16 protein-coding genes are annotated in these 15,442 nt (G+C 60.7%); 9 read left to right on the forward strand and 7 right to left on the reverse strand.

Features of this window, described 5'->3' with window-relative positions; all coding sequences use genetic code 11:
• The first annotated feature begins 7 nt into the window (after nucleotides 1–7).
• Genes VXM67_RS11920 through VXM67_RS11935 form a run of 4 tightly spaced genes read left to right on the forward strand, consistent with a single transcriptional unit; the run spans nucleotide 8 to nucleotide 4,546 of the window.
• Entirely contained in the window at nucleotides 8–781 is a 774-nt protein-coding gene (locus VXM67_RS11920; protein ID WP_367237693.1) for a hypothetical protein, read from the forward strand.
• A gap of 3 nt (nucleotides 782–784) precedes the next feature.
• Nucleotides 785–1,570, forward strand: a complete 786-nt coding sequence (locus VXM67_RS11925) for a hypothetical protein (protein ID WP_367237694.1) — start codon at nucleotides 785–787, stop codon at nucleotides 1,568–1,570.
• Nucleotides 1,571–1,573: 3 nt separating this feature from the next.
• Complete coding sequence (locus tag VXM67_RS11930; protein ID WP_023380125.1) at nucleotides 1,574–2,359, forward strand: hypothetical protein; 786 nt, start codon at nucleotides 1,574–1,576, stop codon at nucleotides 2,357–2,359.
• Between the two features lie 3 nt (nucleotides 2,360–2,362).
• Complete coding sequence (locus tag VXM67_RS11935) at nucleotides 2,363–4,546, forward strand: lipase family protein (protein WP_049818742.1); 2,184 nt, start codon at nucleotides 2,363–2,365, stop codon at nucleotides 4,544–4,546.
• A gap of 51 nt (nucleotides 4,547–4,597) precedes the next feature.
• Here VXM67_RS11935 and VXM67_RS11940 read toward each other — a convergent pair whose 3' ends face one another.
• A complete protein-coding gene (locus VXM67_RS11940; RefSeq protein WP_023380128.1) occupies nucleotides 4,598–5,617 on the reverse strand; it encodes a branched-chain amino acid aminotransferase in 1,020 nt (339 codons plus the stop codon).
• A 139-nt stretch (nucleotides 5,618–5,756) separates the two neighbouring features.
• Entirely contained in the window at nucleotides 5,757–6,116 is a 360-nt protein-coding gene (locus VXM67_RS11945) for a hypothetical protein (RefSeq protein ID WP_023380129.1), read from the reverse strand.
• A 128-nt stretch (nucleotides 6,117–6,244) separates the two neighbouring features.
• Between VXM67_RS11945 and VXM67_RS11950 the strand changes: the two genes are divergently transcribed.
• Nucleotides 6,245–7,126, forward strand: a complete 882-nt coding sequence (locus tag VXM67_RS11950; protein ID WP_367237695.1) for a LysR family transcriptional regulator — start codon at nucleotides 6,245–6,247, stop codon at nucleotides 7,124–7,126.
• A 60-nt stretch (nucleotides 7,127–7,186) separates the two neighbouring features.
• Here VXM67_RS11950 and VXM67_RS11955 read toward each other — a convergent pair whose 3' ends face one another.
• Together VXM67_RS11955 and argC are read right to left on the reverse strand one after the other, a co-directional pair.
• Nucleotides 7,187–7,873 (reverse strand): GNAT family N-acetyltransferase, encoded by a 687-nt coding sequence (locus tag VXM67_RS11955; RefSeq protein WP_023380131.1) that lies wholly within the window; start codon nucleotides 7,871–7,873, stop codon nucleotides 7,187–7,189.
• An 85-nt stretch (nucleotides 7,874–7,958) separates the two neighbouring features.
• Entirely contained in the window at nucleotides 7,959–8,894 is a 936-nt protein-coding gene (gene argC, locus VXM67_RS11960) for an N-acetyl-gamma-glutamyl-phosphate reductase (protein ID WP_023380132.1), read from the reverse strand.
• A gap of 104 nt (nucleotides 8,895–8,998) precedes the next feature.
• Here argC and VXM67_RS11965 point away from each other — a divergent pair, with 104 nt between their 5' ends.
• Both VXM67_RS11965 and VXM67_RS11970 read left to right on the forward strand, forming a co-directional pair.
• Entirely contained in the window at nucleotides 8,999–9,880 is an 882-nt protein-coding gene (locus VXM67_RS11965) for a LysR family transcriptional regulator (RefSeq protein ID WP_023380133.1), read from the forward strand.
• Nucleotides 9,881–10,033: 153 nt separating this feature from the next.
• On the forward strand, nucleotides 10,034–10,984 hold the full coding sequence (locus tag VXM67_RS11970) for a LysR family transcriptional regulator (RefSeq protein ID WP_023380134.1): 951 nt from the start codon (nucleotides 10,034–10,036) through the stop codon (nucleotides 10,982–10,984).
• Between the two features lie 87 nt (nucleotides 10,985–11,071).
• Here the strand turns inward: VXM67_RS11970 and VXM67_RS11975 are convergent, their stop codons facing one another.
• Nucleotides 11,072–11,722, reverse strand: coding sequence for a TIGR04211 family SH3 domain-containing protein (locus VXM67_RS11975; protein WP_027907159.1), 651 nt, complete (start codon nucleotides 11,720–11,722; stop codon nucleotides 11,072–11,074).
• A 203-nt stretch (nucleotides 11,723–11,925) separates the two neighbouring features.
• Between VXM67_RS11975 and VXM67_RS11980 the strand changes: the two genes are divergently transcribed.
• Nucleotides 11,926–12,405 carry a VOC family protein gene (locus VXM67_RS11980; protein ID WP_023380136.1) on the forward strand — a complete coding sequence of 160 codons (480 nt, stop codon included), beginning with the start codon at nucleotides 11,926–11,928 and terminating at the stop codon, nucleotides 12,403–12,405.
• A 179-nt stretch (nucleotides 12,406–12,584) separates the two neighbouring features.
• Here the strand turns inward: VXM67_RS11980 and VXM67_RS11985 are convergent, their stop codons facing one another.
• Nucleotides 12,585–13,658 (reverse strand): AbrB family transcriptional regulator, encoded by a 1,074-nt coding sequence (locus tag VXM67_RS11985; protein WP_023380137.1) that lies wholly within the window; start codon nucleotides 13,656–13,658, stop codon nucleotides 12,585–12,587.
• Between the two features lie 113 nt (nucleotides 13,659–13,771).
• Here VXM67_RS11985 and VXM67_RS11990 point away from each other — a divergent pair, with 113 nt between their 5' ends.
• The gene (locus VXM67_RS11990; RefSeq protein ID WP_023380138.1) at nucleotides 13,772–14,695 is read left to right on the forward strand and encodes a LysR substrate-binding domain-containing protein; all 924 of its coding nucleotides are present in this window, start codon (nucleotides 13,772–13,774) and stop codon (nucleotides 14,693–14,695) included.
• A gap of 440 nt (nucleotides 14,696–15,135) precedes the next feature.
• On the opposite strand, the gene VXM67_RS11995 is transcribed toward VXM67_RS11990, so the two are convergent.
• Nucleotides 15,136–15,387, reverse strand: a complete 252-nt coding sequence (locus tag VXM67_RS11995) for a hypothetical protein (protein ID WP_104882559.1) — start codon at nucleotides 15,385–15,387, stop codon at nucleotides 15,136–15,138.
• Nucleotides 15,388–15,442 lie beyond the last annotated feature (55 nt).

Raw genomic sequence — 15,442 nt, forward strand, 5'->3', positions numbered from 1 at the left:
AGGGAGCATGAGTGCTCAACGGATGATTAAACAGTTGTGCTGGCTTGGCGGCATGGCGCTACTGGCTGGTTGCGGTGATGACAAGACCAATACCTTTACGTTGATAGGTGAGTTGCCGCCGAATTTTTCCTATCACGGCGTGGCGTGGTACAGGCACGAATCCGACCCCACGTGCGACGCCGGAGGGTTTCGTGGAGTGTCGATCAATAAGGACTGGCGGAAAAACTACCTCCCCGTGACGACCATCGAAATTCGCAAGGTGGTCAAGGGTTGCCCGATGGTGGTGCGGCATTTGGAGTTGAAGATACGTGCAAAGTATGGAGATACGATTTATGAAATAACTGGGGATCCGGCAAATATCGGGATCTATGAAGTGTTGGAGGAAAAGTACCATCGTGAATTCAATGAGACGAACGAAGATGTTTTCTTTGGGGTGTGTGAGTGGATGTTCAGGACGATGGGGAGGGATCGGGTGATACGCAAGTTGCTGGCATGCAGAAAAGACAATGAGCGCGGAGAACGTGGTTTGGGCCATCCCTTTGCGGCGTATACGCTCGATCAGCTACCAGGGAAAACGGTGCGGATGAATATTCGAGTGGGTGGTGAAGAGCGTCCGTCTTGGGGAGATACATGGGTTAAGTTTCCAAATGGTTGGAAACGATGTAAGGGAAGGGGGCCTGAGGATGTTAGGGGGTACTGCAACGGAAATTACACCGATTTCAGCGAATTTACCATGCCTGATGGTAGGCGTTGCACAATTTACCCAGGTTGTGAGGAGTGATGGATGAAGTTGGGCGTCAATACTGCCAGGGCAGGAAAACATATTCTAGGGCTTGGCGTTGTGGCGCTACTGGCTGGTTGCGGTGATGACAAGACCAATACCTTTACGTTGATAGGTGAGTTGCCGCCGAACTTTTCCTATCACGGCGTGGCGTGGTACAGGCACGAATCGGACCCCACGTGCGACGCTGGAGGGTTTCGTGGGGTGTCGATCAATAAGGACTGGCGGAAAAACTACCTCCCCGTGACGACCATCGAAATTCGCAAGGTGGTCAAGGGCTGCCCGATGGTGGTGCGCCATCTGGAGTTGAAGATACGCGCAAAGTATGGAAGTGAATTTCACCAATTCACCGGGGATCCGGCAAATATCGGGATCTATGAAGTGTTGGAGGAAAAGTACCATCGTGAATTCAATGAGGCGAATGAAGATGTTTTCTATGGAGTTTGTCAATGGATGTTCAGGACGATGGGGAGGGATCGGGTGATACGCAAATTGCTGGCATGCAGAAAAGACAATGAGCGCGGAGAGCGTGGTTTGGGCCATCCCTTTGCGGCGTATACGCTCGATCAGCTACCAGGGAAAACGGTGCGGATGAATATTCGAGTGGGCGGTGAAGAGAGTCCGTCTTGGGGAGATACATGGGTTAAGTTTCCAAATGGTTGGAAACGATGTAAGGGAAGGGGGCCTGAGGATGTTAGAGGGTACTGCAACGGAAATCACACCGATTTCAGCGAATTTACCATGCCTGATGGTAGGCGTTGCACAATTTACCCAGGTTGTGAGGAGTGATGGATGAAGTTGGGCGTTAATACTGCCAGGGCAGGAAAACCTATTCTAGGGCTTGGCGTTGTGGCGCTACTGGCTGGTTGCGGTGATGACAAGACCAATACCTTTACGTTGATAGGTGAGTTGCCGCCGAACTTTTCCTATCACGGCGTGGCGTGGTACAGGCACGAATCGGACCCCACGTGCGACGCTGGAGGGTTTCGTGGGGTGTCGATCAATAAGGACTGGCGGAAAAACTACCTCCCCGTGACGACCATCGAAATTCGCAAGATGGTCAAGGGCTGCCCGATGGTGGTGCGGCATCTGGAGTTGAAGATACGTGCAAAGTATGGAAGTGAATTCCACCAATTCACTGGAGATCCGGCAAATATCGGGATCTATGAAGTGTTGGAGGAAAAGTACCATCGTGAATTCAATGAGGCGAACGAAGATGTTTTCTTTGGAGTTTGTCGATGGATGTTCAGGACGATGGGGAGGGATCGGGTGATACGCAAATTGCTGGCATGCAGAAAAGACAATGAGCGCGGAGAGCGTGGTTTGGGCCATCCCTTTGCGGCGTATACGCTCGATCAGCTACCTGGGAAAACGGTGCGGATGAATATTCGAGTGGGCGGTGAAGAGCGTCCGTCTTGGGGGGATACATGGGTGAAGTTTCCAAATGGTTGGAAACGATGTGCAGGGGATGGGCCTGATGACCTTCAAGGGTACTGCCATGGAAATTACACCGATTTCAGCGAATTTACGATGCCGGATGGTAGACGTTGCACAATTTACCCAGGTTGTGAGGAATGATAGATGGAGCTGAAGACTGATGGTGCTGAGAGGATTTCAGCTTCGCTGAATGATCAAGCGCTAACATGTCCGCATCGCGGTCGTGAAACAACATTTCAATTGGTGGATGAACAGGGGGCGGGTGAGCCTTATGCGGGCTTGTATTATGAAGCGGTAGACAGTGAAGGGGTTACGTACAGTGGTGCGCTAGATGTCAAAGGATGCGGCAGGGTGACGAATCATCACGGTGCTATATCGTTGCGGTTCGAGAGCGAATATGTCGGCTCGGAAGAGCTTTATAGCGACCTTCAGCGACGTAAATCCTATCCCTTGAAAATTACTGATCTCCAAGTGCGCGCAGAGAAAACGCAGTACGCAAATGCCGATGGATCCAGAACTTCAAGTAATCCTGCGCAAGCAGCGGCGGACCATTACTATCAGGTAGAAACCAGTGAGCTGGTTCGTTATGCCTGCCATTTACCACCGCTCGTTGACCGTGGTTTTCCACCTCGAACCTCCTTGAATGCCATCATGGGGGAGCATGGAAATAGCGGTATTTGCCTTATGCCGGATGCTTGCACGGTGCTTGAAGTGCGTCCGCTCCGGGCATTGCGACCGCTGCTATCGGCGAACGCCGAGTTCTGTGCGCTGAACTTGTATCAGTTGGCGTTGATGGCGACGCTCAGCTACAACCCATTTGGACAGGACCCGGACGAGCACCCCGTGCTGGCTTCTACGGTCAGCTTTCCGTTCATACCCACCAGTGGTAACTGGTTCGGGAGTGCGTTGAACACGTTCAATGAAATCTGGCGTGTCGACCCAGAGCAATCGGAACCCATGTACCCAATACTCGAAGAGGTGGCCTATTCCAGACGTCTGGAAATCGTGCCGTTTGACCCCGCTCTGTATCCAGTGAACGACCCAAGCCTGGGAAACGACCAACAAAATCCGGCGCGCTTGCATTTTTTGGATGACAGAGGTCTCAGCGATGCAACGGACACCCAGGCCTTCATCACTCACACATCTGAATATGCTCTGATTGCAGTACGCGGAACAAACGAAGCAGCGGACTTTCTTCGGGATGTTGATGCACTCCAAGTGCCCTTCGAGCAAGGAGAAGGTCGCGTCCATCGTGGTTTTTATGAGTCAGCACTCAAGGCCTTTGATTTCGCGATGTCGTACCTTGATCAGTTCGACTATTCAAAGAATCTCATCATCTGCGGCCACAGTCTTGGCGGAGCAGTTGCCTTGATCCTGGCCGAAATGCTGCGCCGCACTTCCAAAGAGTTTGCCATCCAACTCTACACCTACGGCGCCCCCCGCGCCGGTGACGTCACCTTCACCCGCAACGCTGCCGACCTCATCCACCACCGCATCGTCAACCATGACGACGTCATCCCCAACGCCCCGCTCCCCTGGATGAACCCGCGCTACGACGTCATGGCCCAAGGCGCCTTGGTGATGCAGATCGATGCCTTGCTTGGCATGAAAATCCTGCGCACAGGCCTGGTCAACCAGGAGGGCGAACATTACGAACATCACGGCAGCCTGCGCCATTTCATGCCGATCGCGCTGACGCCGCACACATCGTCGGCCATTCTGTGGAGCCCGGGCTGCGATACCATCACCGATCAGGCCCTGTGCAGTCGCTACCTGCGCAAGGTCGATGGTTTGCCGGAGCTTCGCTCGATCAGTGTTGCGGATCACGCCATGACGGCCGGTTACCTACCGGCCTGCTGGGCAGTGTTGCGCCGCCACCAGCAAGCACTGGCCGATCGGGCACCTGCGGTCACCCGACGAGAAATACAGCTGGTCGAAGAGGCCTTGAAGTCTATCAGCGAACAGTTGGTCAGGCGCCGAGCACGTCTGGCTGGCGGTGACCATTACGCGCGCACCCATGAGCCAAGCCAAAAGCAGGTGGAGCAGGAGTTGAGCCGTATCAGTGTCACTCGCGAGCGCCTGGCGACCTTGAACCATGCTCCTATCAGTGCAGCCGATATCTATGGCGAGCATGCTGGCACACCTCATCTCATGGCCGCATTGGCGCGTTGGCATGCCCATGCGCAGAACGCCCGAACCGAACCGCTTGCCCAGGCACCCGCTGAGTTGGCGCCCGTCGAGCCCGTGACGCCAGCCATGACCTACAACGACATCCTCGCCTACCTGGATGCCGTGGACGACCCGAATGACCCGCTGAACCTCATATGAAAAAGGGGCACACCCACAAAGGCATGCCCCTTTTGACTGGCGCGTGGGCTATCAGGCGACCTTGACGATCCAGCCCGCTGGCGCTTCGACGTCACCGCTCTGGATGCCGGTCAGCTCGTTGTAGAGCTTCTGGGTAACGGGGCCGACTTTTTCCAGGTCATGGAATACATGCAGCTTGCCGTTGTATTCGATACCACCGATCGGGGTGATCACGGCAGCGGTACCGCAGGCACCGGCTTCGACGAAGCGGCCGAGATTGTTGATCTCGACATCGCCTTCGACCACGGTCAGGCCCAGGCGCGATTGCGCCAGTTCCATCAGCGACAGGCGGGTGATACCCGGCAGTACCGAGGCCGATTTCGGGGTGACGAATTCGTTGTCGGCGGTGATGCCAAAGAAGTTGGCCGAACCGACTTCCTCGATCTTCGAGTGGGTCAGTGGGTCCAGGTAGATGGCGTCGGCGAAGTGCGCCTTCTTGGCTTCGGCGCCCGGCAGCAGGCTGGCTGCGTAGTTGCCGCCGACCTTGGCCGCACCGGTGCCTTGCGGGGCTGCGCGGTCGAAGCTGGAAATCTGGAAGTTGTGCGGCTTCATGCCGCCCTTGAAGTACGAGCCTACCGGGATGGCGAAGATCGAGAAGATGAACTCGGGGGCGGTGCGCACGCCGATGTTGTCACCGGTACCGATCACGAACGGACGCAGGTACAGGGCACCTTTGCCGTGCGGCGGAACGAACTTCTCGTTGGCCTTGACCACTTGCTTGCAGGCCTCGATGAATACATCGGTCGGCACTTGCGGCATCAGCAGGCGTGCGCAGCTGCGCTGCATGCGTGCGGCGTTCTGGTCGGGGCGGAACAGGTTGATCGAGCCGTCCTTGCAACGATAGGCCTTCAGGCCTTCGAAGCACTGCTGGCCATAGTGCAGGGCGGTGGAGCCTTCACTGATGTGCAGCACATTGTCTTCGGTCAGGGTGCCTTTGTCCCACTCGCCGTTGCGCCACACGGACAGGTAGCGCTTGTCGGTCTTGATGTAGTCGAAACCCAGCTTGTCCCAGTTAATGCTCTCGTTACTCATGACACCCTCGATTGTCTTGCAGATGCCCGATCTACTCGGGCTGCTGTGATATGCGCACCTCGCCACGATAATACATCCGTCGCGGATCGGGAACGGCCAGTCACGAATTGGCTGCCGCTCACGTCACTCGGCCTGCCTGTCAGCGCTCCTGCAGGCGTCGGTTCCAGTCACCGCCATGGCGACGGGCGCAGGCCTCTTCGCTGTCGAAACGCACGTGCCAGGCCACATGGTCCAGACGAATGCCGGCTTCGTCGAGCGCCTGGGCTGTCAGTGCCAGCATACGCGCCTTCTGAGGGCTGCCCAGGGCTGCGTCCTTGTCCGCTTCGCGGTCGAATACCCAGGTAATACGCAGGCTGCCGGGGAATGCATCGGGATCCAGGCGATGGGTGAGCCAGGCGAAACCGACAATTTCGGCCTTGGCGGTTTCGCAGGCTTCGGTCAGGCAGGCGATCAGTTCGCGCTCCATACGCGCCAGTTCACGTTTGTTCAGGGCTTTCACCAGGCCTCCTGGCGGCAGTGTGTGGAAAAAACCGTCACTTTAGCGCAGTTAATGTCGAGGTTGGTTTTTGCACGGGCGGGGCAGGCGTGATAGAACGCAGGGGTGCCATTCAGAAGTTGAATACCCAGATGTCCATCAGCGCTAAATCGAATAGAACCCTCTTCGACCTCGACTTGCTCCGAGCCATTGTCGTGGTGGCCGACTGCGGCAGCTTCACCACGGCTGCGGCACGCTTGCACTCGACACAGTCGACCATCAGCCAGAAGGTTCGCCGCCTGGAAGAAATGGTTGGCCACCGCCTGCTGGTGCGTGGCAATCGTGACGTGCTGCCCACCGATGCCGGTCAGACCCTGCTCGGTTATGCCCGCCACATGCTGGCGTTGAACGACCAGATGCTCGAAGCCTTGGCCGGTGCCATGGTCGGCGTGACCGTACGCCTTGGCGTGCCGGAGGACTTCGTCGGCGGACGCACCACCCATGCGTTGTCGGCGTTCAGTCGCCAGCACCCGCAGGTCAAGCTGGAGGTCACCAGTGGGCTGTGTCGCGACCTCAGCCAGTCCTATGACAACGGTGAACTGGACTTGGTGTTGCTCAAGCAGCGGCGCAACAGCCGCGAAGGGGTGGCGTGCTGGCCGGAGCGGTTGCAGTGGATCGACAGCGTGCGCCTGCCATCGTTCGAGCTCGACCCGGTACCCTTGGTCACGTTTCCTCCGCGCGGGCTGTATCGCGATGACATGATCAGCGCCATCGAGGGCATGGGGCGGCGCTGGCGCATCAGCTTCACGAGTTCGAGCCTGAGCGGGATCCAGGCCGCGGTGGCCGATGGGATGGGCATCAGCCTGCTGCCACCACGGGCCGCGACCGGTGAGCATCGCACCCTCGGGCTGGCGCAAGGGCTGCCGGAGGTGGACAGTTATGAAATCGTGATCCTGCATCGCCCGACAGCAGATGTGATGGTCAAGGCGCTGGCGGATGTGCTCAAGCAAATGCTGGCTGTGGACGGGATCTGACAGCCCCCCCCTTGCCGTGCGGCGGACGTTGCGCGGCTGCCGCGATCCGCGCTCGCGCGATCAATGCACGGTCTTGCGCTGCCTGACACACCCCGCAGCTTGCACCGTCAGTTCATCCAGCCATTCATCACGCTGCTGTTCAGCGTCGATCATGGCGTCCTCGCCTTGCTGGTTGAGCAGGTAGGTATGGATCTGGTGCACTTCCGTGGTCTGGTAGATCGGCGCGATATCCAGTCGGCCAATCAGCGCGCCGCTGGCGTGACCGGTGCTGCTCATCAATACCTGCGGCCCATTGGCGGCCACCACTTGCATTCCCATGCTTTCGAACCACGGTACCTGGCCGGCGAAGGCGTTGAGCTCGACGCAGGCGTAGCGCGTCTTGAGGTCCGTCAGCAGGGCACGGGCGATGCCCTGGCGGCGGTGGCTTGGCCGTACCGCAAGAAAGGTCAGCGCGCAGGCCTGGTCGTTGTCCTGGGCCGGTAACGCCAGGGCGAACCCGAGCAGTTGGTCCGGTGCATCGGCGTCCAGGGCGAGGGTCAGTGTCACCCGCAGCCCACGCGTGCCGTCCAGGGCCTGGAGATACTGGTGTACCTCCATGCCAACGCCGTACTGATACAACGGGTACAGCGGATTCTCGACGCGGATGGCGACGCTGCTCAGGTCGCCGACGTTTTCGATCACCAGTTGGCGAATCTGGTTCTGGAAGGACTCGGGCGGCACGCTGTCGAGGCGGCTCAGGATGAACATCGGTGGACGGGCTCCGGCTGGCAAGGGCTTAGGCTGCGCCACGCTGGCGCAGGACCCACAGTCTACCCGTTTTTGCCGAGCAGGCTCAGGCCCGCAGCGCCGCCAGCATCAGGTCCAGGTTCTGCACGGCCGCGCCCGATGCACCTTTGCCCAGGTTGTCGAACACCGCCGTCAGCAGCACCTGGCCATGCGCGGGGTTGGCATACAGCGCCAGTCGCAGGTCGTTGCTGTCGTTCAGGGCTTCAGGGTCGAGCGCTGCCGCTGGCCCGTGCTGGTGCAGTGGCATCACCTGGACATGGCGCGCGCCCTGGTAATGCTGCTCCAGGCAGGCCTGCAGCTGTTCGGCGCGGACGTTGCCTGGCAGCAGGCGCAACTGCACGGCAATGCTCAGCACGATGCCCTGGCGATAGGCGCCATAACCTGGCAGGAACATCGGCCGTTGCGACAGCCCGGCATGTTGCTGGATCTCCGGCACGTGTTTGTGCGCCAGTTCCAGTCCATAGAGTTGCAGGGCAGGGGGGCTGTCTGCTGACGCCTGTTCGTAGCGCTCGACCGCTGATCGGCCACCGCCGGAGTACCCGGAAATTGCATGAATGCTCAGGGGGTAGTCGGCTGGTAGTAGCCCGGCCTTGATCAGCGGGCGCAACAGGGCGATGGCGCCGGTGGGGTAGCAGCCAGGGTTACTGACGCGTTTGGCTTGGGCGATGCGCTCGGCCTGCTGCTCATCCAGCTCTGGCAAACCATAGACCCAGCCGGGGGTTGTGCGGTGGGCGGAGCTGGCGTCGATCACGCGTACGGCCGGGTTGCGCAGCGCTGCAACGGCTTCGCGGGCGGCGTCGTCGGGCAGGCAGAGCAGGGCGATGTCGGCATTGTTGATGGCCTCTGCGCGGCGTTGTGGGTGCTTTCGGTCAGCCTCGGGGAGGGTAATCAGGCGCAGGTCGTCGCGGCCTTGCAAGCGGGCGTGAATGTGCAGGCCAGTGGTGCCTTGGTCGCCGTCGATGAAGACAAGTGGCGTGTGCATGGTCGAGTTCCGGTGGCGGAGGGATGGCCTATGCTCGCGCGTCGCTGGACTAAAGAAAATTTGAATATCATGATGCTTGTATTCATAAATTCTGAATTAACACCATGCGAGAAATCAGCCTGGATCGCCTTCGTACCTTGGTGGTGATCGCCGATATGGGGTCGTTCGCCGAAGCGGCCCGACAGCTCAACCTGGCGCCTGCGACCATCAGTCTCCATGTAGCGGAACTGGAGGCACGGGTCGGGGCTGCGCTGCTGCTGCGCAACCGCAGCCAGGTTCGGCCTACCGCCCTCGGCGAAACCCTGCTGGTGCGTGCCCGCCGCCTGCTGGCCGATGCCGACCTGGCGCTGGACGAGGTGCGCCGGCAGGTCGAGGGCCTGACGGGGCGCGTGCGACTGGGAGCCTCGACCGGCGCCATCGCCCACCTGCTGCCCCAGGCATTGGAGCACCTGCGCCAGACGCATCCAGGGGTCGATGTGCAGGTACAGGTGCTGACCTCCCAGGCTTCGCTGACACGGCTGCGTGACGGCACGCTGGATATTGGCCTGGTGGCATTGCCGCAGGTGGCGGGCAAAGGGCTGAGGGTCACACCCTGGCGGCGTGACCCGATCATGGCCTTCGTGCCCAGTGACTGGCAGCCTCCGGCCAAGGTGACACCAGCCTGGCTGGGGCAGCGCGCATTGATCCTCAATGACAACAGCACCCAGCTGTCACGGGTGACCGCCGAGTGGTTCGCGGCGGCCGGGTTGTACCCGGTACCGCGCATCGAACTGAACTACAACGATGCGATCAAGAGCCTGGTGGGCGCGGGGTATGGCGCGACATTGCTGCCTCAGGAGGGCGCAGCGGCAGAGTTCGACCCCAGGGTTGCCCGGCGCCCGTTGCGACCGGGGTTGTGGCGGCAGTTGGGTATTGCCTGCCGGGAAGGGGAGCACGACCGGGCCACGGGGTATGTGCTGGAGGCGTTGGAGCGGTTGCGGCAGTAGACTGGCTCATTGCCGATGTGCTTGAAGAGGCCCGATACTCACTCCGCTGGCGGCTGGGTTTCGGTGACCGGGCGACTGAAGGCGCCATTGCGGACTTGAAAAAAGGTCCGCAGGCCATTTCAATCGATACTTCATGTAATCAATAGAGTCGCCATGACCCGCCATTTCGATGACCTGCAACTGGGTAGCCTGGAGCTGTTCTGCCTTGCCGCCGACACCGGTAGTTTCACGGCGGCCGCTAACGAGGCCGGCGTTACCCCAGCAGCGGTGAGTCGCAGCGTGGCCCGCCTGGAGGAGCGTCTGGGGGTGCGGTTGTTCGTGCGTACCACCCGCCATATGCGCCTGTCTGAGGCCGGCCTGGCGTATTACCAGCAATGCCGCCAGGCACTGGGGCAGCTGGTCGAGGCCGAGCGCCAGGTCGCCGGTGGGCAGCTCGAGCCCAGTGGCCGGCTGCGCATCAGCGCCCCGACACCCTATGCCCATCACCGTCTGCTGCCGCTGCTGCCGCGCTTTCGTGAGCTGTACCCGCAGGTGCAAATCGATGTGCACGTCAGCAATCGCAATGTCGATTTCGCCGACGAGCCGTTCGATCTCGCCATTCGCGGTCGTGAGCCCGCGGATTCGCGGCTGGTGGCAAGGCGGCTGGAAGATGCCGAGCTGGTGGTGGTGGCAACGCCCGGCTACTTGGCACGGGCCGGCGTGCCACAGGTGCCCGAAGACCTGCTGCGGCATGAATGCATCCAGTTCGAGCTCCCCAGCAGCGGCCGCCGTCCGCCCTGGAGCTTTCGCCAGGACGGTCGGCAGCTGGAGCTGGAGACCCACGGATCGTTCACCTGCCAGGGCGACTTCCTGGCCACCGCCACGCTGGTACGCCATGGCGCGGGCTTGATGCAGGCCTATCGCTTCACGGTACAGGATGCTCTGGAGCGTGGCGAGCTGGTGGAAGTGTTGCGTGATTTTGGCGGCACTTCACGGCCGTTCATGTTGATCTACCCGCAGGCGCGGCACATGCCCTTGCGGGTGCGGGTGCTGATCGACTTTCTGTTCAGCGGTGCAAGCCTGGGGCAGGCCCGCACTGTGGCAGGGCTGCCCACACGCCCTTAGGCTGTGTACGAAAAGCCTTGATACTCGGTGATGCTGCGTTGAAAACAGCCTTGCCTGACCTTCGTCCCAAGCCTTTTCCCACAGCCCCTAGAACCAGCGGTCGTTCTTCTTGCGGCCTCGGGTCAGCGACGGCAGGATCAGCCCGGCCAGCAAACCTGCGCCAGCGATGCTACCGCCATAAACCATGTAGCGCATCATCACCTGCTTGTTCTCGTCGCCCAGGCGCGCCTGGGTGTCGCGCAAGCTGGACTGGCTCTGGTCGAGCTGTTCACTGAGCGCCTTGTTGCGCGCCTCCAGCTCATCGATCAGTTTCTTGCGTGAGTCGAGGGTTTCCTGCATACCCTGCACGCGGTTCTTCCAGCTGTCGTCGATGGTTTTCAGCTGACCGGACAACTCCGCCACCTGGGCATCGAGTTGCGGCAGGCGTTCGCTCTGGCCTGGCACCGACTGCAAGTCGGTGCTGAGGATCCACACCAAGTCGCCATTCTGCCCGCGTACCTGACTGTAGTTACCCTGGCTGCCAATGAGCGTGACCTTTTGTCCGGACTTGAGGTTGCCGACGATGCGGTGGCCATCGGTAGGGCCACTGCGCACGTAGGTGGTCAGGCTGTCACTGACCCAGCGCGCATCGCTGGCGGGTTCTTCAGCATGCACCGGAACGACGAGGGCCACCAGCGCGGCGATCAGGCTGCCGCGCAGGGCAGGGAGGACAGGGGCAGAGGGGCGGGAATCAGGCATGTTGGGTCTTCGCTGGAACTGGACAGAAAATGGCCCGGTGAATAGGCCGGTGAACCGGTCGCTGGTTTGACCGTCAGGGAATGACCGCATTTTTGTAGGCAGGTTCACTGCCTAATGTCGGAAATGTCTGCAGAATGTTGCAGGGATGCACGCGAGCCAAGGCGCTAGACTGATGGTTCCTTCAACGCTCCTGGAGCATGGCCATGACTGCCAAGAACACCCTCTGCCTCTGGTTCGACAAGGATGCGCAAGCAGCGGCGAACTTCTATGCCAGTGTTTTCCCCGATAGTCGGGTAGTCGCCGTGCACAAGGCGCCGGCTGACTTCCCCTCGGGCAAGGTCGGCGACGTGATCACTGTGGAATTCATCGTCATGGGCTTACCCTGCGTAGGCATCAATGGGGGCACGGCGTTCAAGCAGACCGAGGCGTTTTCGTTCCAGGTCTGTACCGAAGACCAAGCCGAAACCGACCGTTTCTGGAACGCCATCGTGGGCAACGGCGGCCTGGAAAGCGTGTGTGGTTGGTGCAAGGATAAGTGGGGGGTGTCATGGCAGATCACGCCCAGAGTGTTGCTCGAGTCCTTCAGTCACCCTGATCCCGCAGCGGCCAAGCGAGCGTTCGAGGCGATGATGACCATGGGCAAGATCGATGTGGCTGCCATCGAGGCGGCATTGAAAGGCTGACCGGCAAGACTGGCAGGCCTTGGCGGCGGGTGGGCTCTAGGCTCTGTACGTAAAGCTTTGATACTCGGTGACGCTGCGTTGAAAACAGCCTCGGAATGCTCATTTACAAGCCGTAAACTCCGCTTCCTCGGCTGTTTTCGCCTTGCCTGACCTTCGTCTCAAGACGTTTCATACAGACCCTAAGGACGGGGCGCCTGGGTAAGCCGTATGATCTGCCGCGCGCAGTAGGCGCCGGTGAGAATCACTCCGAACAAACGCAAGGTCTGCATGGCCAGCACCAGGCCGACATCGGCATGGGTCTCAACCGCGATGATCGCCATGGCATCCAGCCCACCGGGGCTGGTGGCCAGGTACATCGACAGGAAGTCGCTGCCCATCGCCTTGGCCATCAGCCAGGCGCAGGCAGCGCACAGCACGATCAGCACCAAGGCTCCAGCTATCATGGTCGGCAGGTGTGTCCACACGTAGCGCACGGTCTGCCGGTCGAAGCGCAGGCCGATGTAGCAGCCAATGGCGCCATACGCCACGGCCAGCAAGGGTTCGGGCAGGGTGATCGTCAGCAACCCGCTCAGCTGCAGCGCACTACCGAGCAATAATGGCATCAGCAGAGCCCCCGCGGGCATTCGGTTGCCGGCGGCAATGCCGACCACCACCACGCCAACACTGAGCAGGCTATTGAGCAGATGCGGTGCCTCGCTGATCGCAGGGGCGTTCGCCGCCGCGCCAGGCCCCGGCGTGGCGCCCAGCAGGTGGCTGACCAGCGAGCCGATCATCACCACGCACACCACGCGCACATACTGCATGGTGGCCACTACGCGGCCATCTGCGCCGTTTTCCTCAGCCATCGACACCATCGCCGACGCAGCGCCAGGAGCGGTGCCCCAGGCAGCGGTACTGCCGGGAATGCCGCCAAAGCGCACCGTGCCCAGGCCCACCAAGGCGCTCAGGGCCACGGTGATGAAGGTGGCGACCAGCATCAGGTGCCAGGACTGCGCCATCGAGATCAATACCGACCAGCTCACCGCGTGCGCCACCAGCAGGCCGACGCAACCTTGGCCGAAACGAAACGCCTGACGATGTAGAGACAGGCGCGCACCGCCTATACCGAACACGATGGCCACCAGCATGGGGCCGAGGAACAAGCCTGCCGGTACGGACAGGGTATGCAACAACTGGCCGAAGGCACCGGCGCCTATCAGTAGCGCGAACCATTTGACGAAGGTCTTGGGGTTGCCGGAGGCAGAGGTCTGCAAGGTCGAGACTCCTTGTGCAGCGATAACGCGGTGTGCGGGGAAAAGTATCGACGGGGCAACCGATCAAGTCTATTTTCTACTTTTGATGAATCCATAACTGAAATTCATGAATCATGGACCTTCGCGACCTGACGTATTTCGAAACCATCGCCGAACTCGGGCATCTGGGCCGGGCTGCCGAACAGCTCAATCGCAGCCAGCCCGCGCTGAGCAAGAGCATCCAGCGTCTTGAAGAGTCGTTGGGCACGCGCCTGTTCCAGCGGGATGGGCGGCGGATCAAACTGACCGAAGTCGGCAAGCTGCTGTTGGCCCGTGGCAAGCAATTGCAGATGAACATCGCGCAAACCGAGCGTGAAGTGCGCGATTTCGCCAGCGGGCTGGTGGGCAACATTCGCCTTGGCTGCGCCGCGAGCATGGCCGATCATCTGTTGCCGAACCTGACGGCGGTCCTGCTTGAGCGGGCGCCGGAGCTGACGCTGAAACTGTCCATCGCTCAGGACGATGTGCTCAAGGAGTCGCTGCGCTCTGGCCAGCTGGATGTGATCATCTCGCCGCAGATCGCCGACGACCCGCAGTTCACCACCTACCCGATCGTTGAAGACGAAGCAGTGGTCGTGGCCAGCGAGGACCATCCGGTGTTTGCCGGCCCCATCACCTTGAAGGACCTGTGCCGCTATCGCTGGGTGTTGGGTGGCCCCACGGTCACGGCTCGGCGCTGGATCGACAACGTGTTCATGGCCCAGCAATTGCCTTCCCCGCAGGTACAGATCGAGACCAATTCGATTTCGCTTCTACCCCGGCTGATCGCCCGCACCCGTCTGCTGAGTTTCGTGGCGCGGGAAACGCTGGAGCACGGTCTGGGCCGTTCGGGTTTGCGCGAGGTGCCGCTGGAGGAGACCACGATGCGGCGAACCGTTGCGGTATCGGTGCGCGCTCAAGGGTATTTGCCACCGGCGGCAAGCTCGATGGTGGAGTTGCTGAGGGAAAAGGGCGTGAGCTTCCTGGGTAGTGAATGGCGGCGAAGCGACGGTGCTTGAGGATTCTGATGGCCGGTTGATGACAAGCGGCACGCTGAATCTACGCTCAAGGCATAAGTAACATTCTGCAATATTCCCCGGCAGGCCCTGATGGATCTCGTTCGTTCGCTACGCAGGAAGGCCGTGCTGGTCGGCAAGTCGCCCTATGGGGGGACGCAATTCTTGAGTTGCCCGGTGCAACTCCTGGCGGAGGCTCATCAATGCTTAAAAAATGCTTGTTGGCGTTGGCCATCGGCGGCTTGCTGTCGGCATCGGCGGTGTGGGTGCCGGACTCGCTCGGTGGCGTATCCACTGCTTATGCGAAAGACGGTGGCGGCGGTGGAGGTGGAGGCCACGGTGGAGGCGGTGGAGGCGGTGGAGGCGGTGGAGGCCATGGAGGCGGCGGAGGCGGCGGAGGCGGCCACGGTGGCGGTGGTGGAGGGCATGGTGGTGGCGGAGGCTCAGGCGGTGGCCATGGCGGCAGTGGCAGCGGACACGGTGGCGACGGCGGCAATGCCGGCTCGGGCCGTGGTGAGAGCGGTCGCAACGGGGCAGATGATGGTGCCAGCCATGAGGCCAACCACGAGGCCAATCACGAAGCGAATCACGAAGCCAACCATGATGTGGGTGGGCCCCACGGCGTGGGGCAGGGGGCGGATGATGGGGTGAATCATGACGTCGGGGATGACCGTGGGGGTGATCGGACCTGACATTCCCGTGGCCTGTACCAGCCCGTTTCGAAAGGCGGTACAGGCGTTCAGGTCGATG

The organism is Pseudomonas sp. Rh2 (assembly GCF_040762985.1).
In the GTDB taxonomy this organism is placed as follows: Bacteria; Pseudomonadota; Gammaproteobacteria; order Pseudomonadales; family Pseudomonadaceae; genus Aquipseudomonas; species Aquipseudomonas taiwanensis.

Bases quoted from the DNA above. Each gene is read 5' to 3' on its own strand.
- VXM67_RS11920 (WP_367237693.1), top strand. From the start codon at position 8: ATGAGTGCTCAACGGATGATTAAACAGTTGTGCTGGCTTGGCGGCATG.
- VXM67_RS11925 (WP_367237694.1), top strand. From the start codon at position 785: ATGAAGTTGGGCGTCAATACTGCCAGGGCAGGAAAACATATTCTAGGG.
- VXM67_RS11930 (WP_023380125.1), top strand. From the start codon at position 1,574: ATGAAGTTGGGCGTTAATACTGCCAGGGCAGGAAAACCTATTCTAGGG.
- VXM67_RS11935 (WP_049818742.1), top strand. From the start codon at position 2,363: ATGGAGCTGAAGACTGATGGTGCTGAGAGGATTTCAGCTTCGCTGAAT.
- VXM67_RS11940 (WP_023380128.1), bottom strand. From the start codon at position 5,617: ATGAGTAACGAGAGCATTAACTGGGACAAGCTGGGTTTCGACTACATC.
- VXM67_RS11950 (WP_367237695.1), top strand. From the start codon at position 6,245: ATGTCCATCAGCGCTAAATCGAATAGAACCCTCTTCGACCTCGACTTG.
- VXM67_RS11955 (WP_023380131.1), bottom strand. From the start codon at position 7,873: ATGTTCATCCTGAGCCGCCTCGACAGCGTGCCGCCCGAGTCCTTCCAG.
- argC (WP_023380132.1), bottom strand. From the start codon at position 8,894: ATGCACACGCCACTTGTCTTCATCGACGGCGACCAAGGCACCACTGGC.
- VXM67_RS11965 (WP_023380133.1), top strand. From the start codon at position 8,999: ATGCGAGAAATCAGCCTGGATCGCCTTCGTACCTTGGTGGTGATCGCC.
- VXM67_RS11970 (WP_023380134.1), top strand. From the start codon at position 10,034: ATGACCCGCCATTTCGATGACCTGCAACTGGGTAGCCTGGAGCTGTTC.
- VXM67_RS11975 (WP_027907159.1), bottom strand. From the start codon at position 11,722: ATGCCTGATTCCCGCCCCTCTGCCCCTGTCCTCCCTGCCCTGCGCGGC.
- VXM67_RS11980 (WP_023380136.1), top strand. From the start codon at position 11,926: ATGACTGCCAAGAACACCCTCTGCCTCTGGTTCGACAAGGATGCGCAA.
- VXM67_RS11990 (WP_023380138.1), top strand. From the start codon at position 13,772: ATGGACCTTCGCGACCTGACGTATTTCGAAACCATCGCCGAACTCGGG.
- VXM67_RS11995 (WP_104882559.1), bottom strand. From the start codon at position 15,387: ATGTCAGGTCCGATCACCCCCACGGTCATCCCCGACGTCATGATTCAC.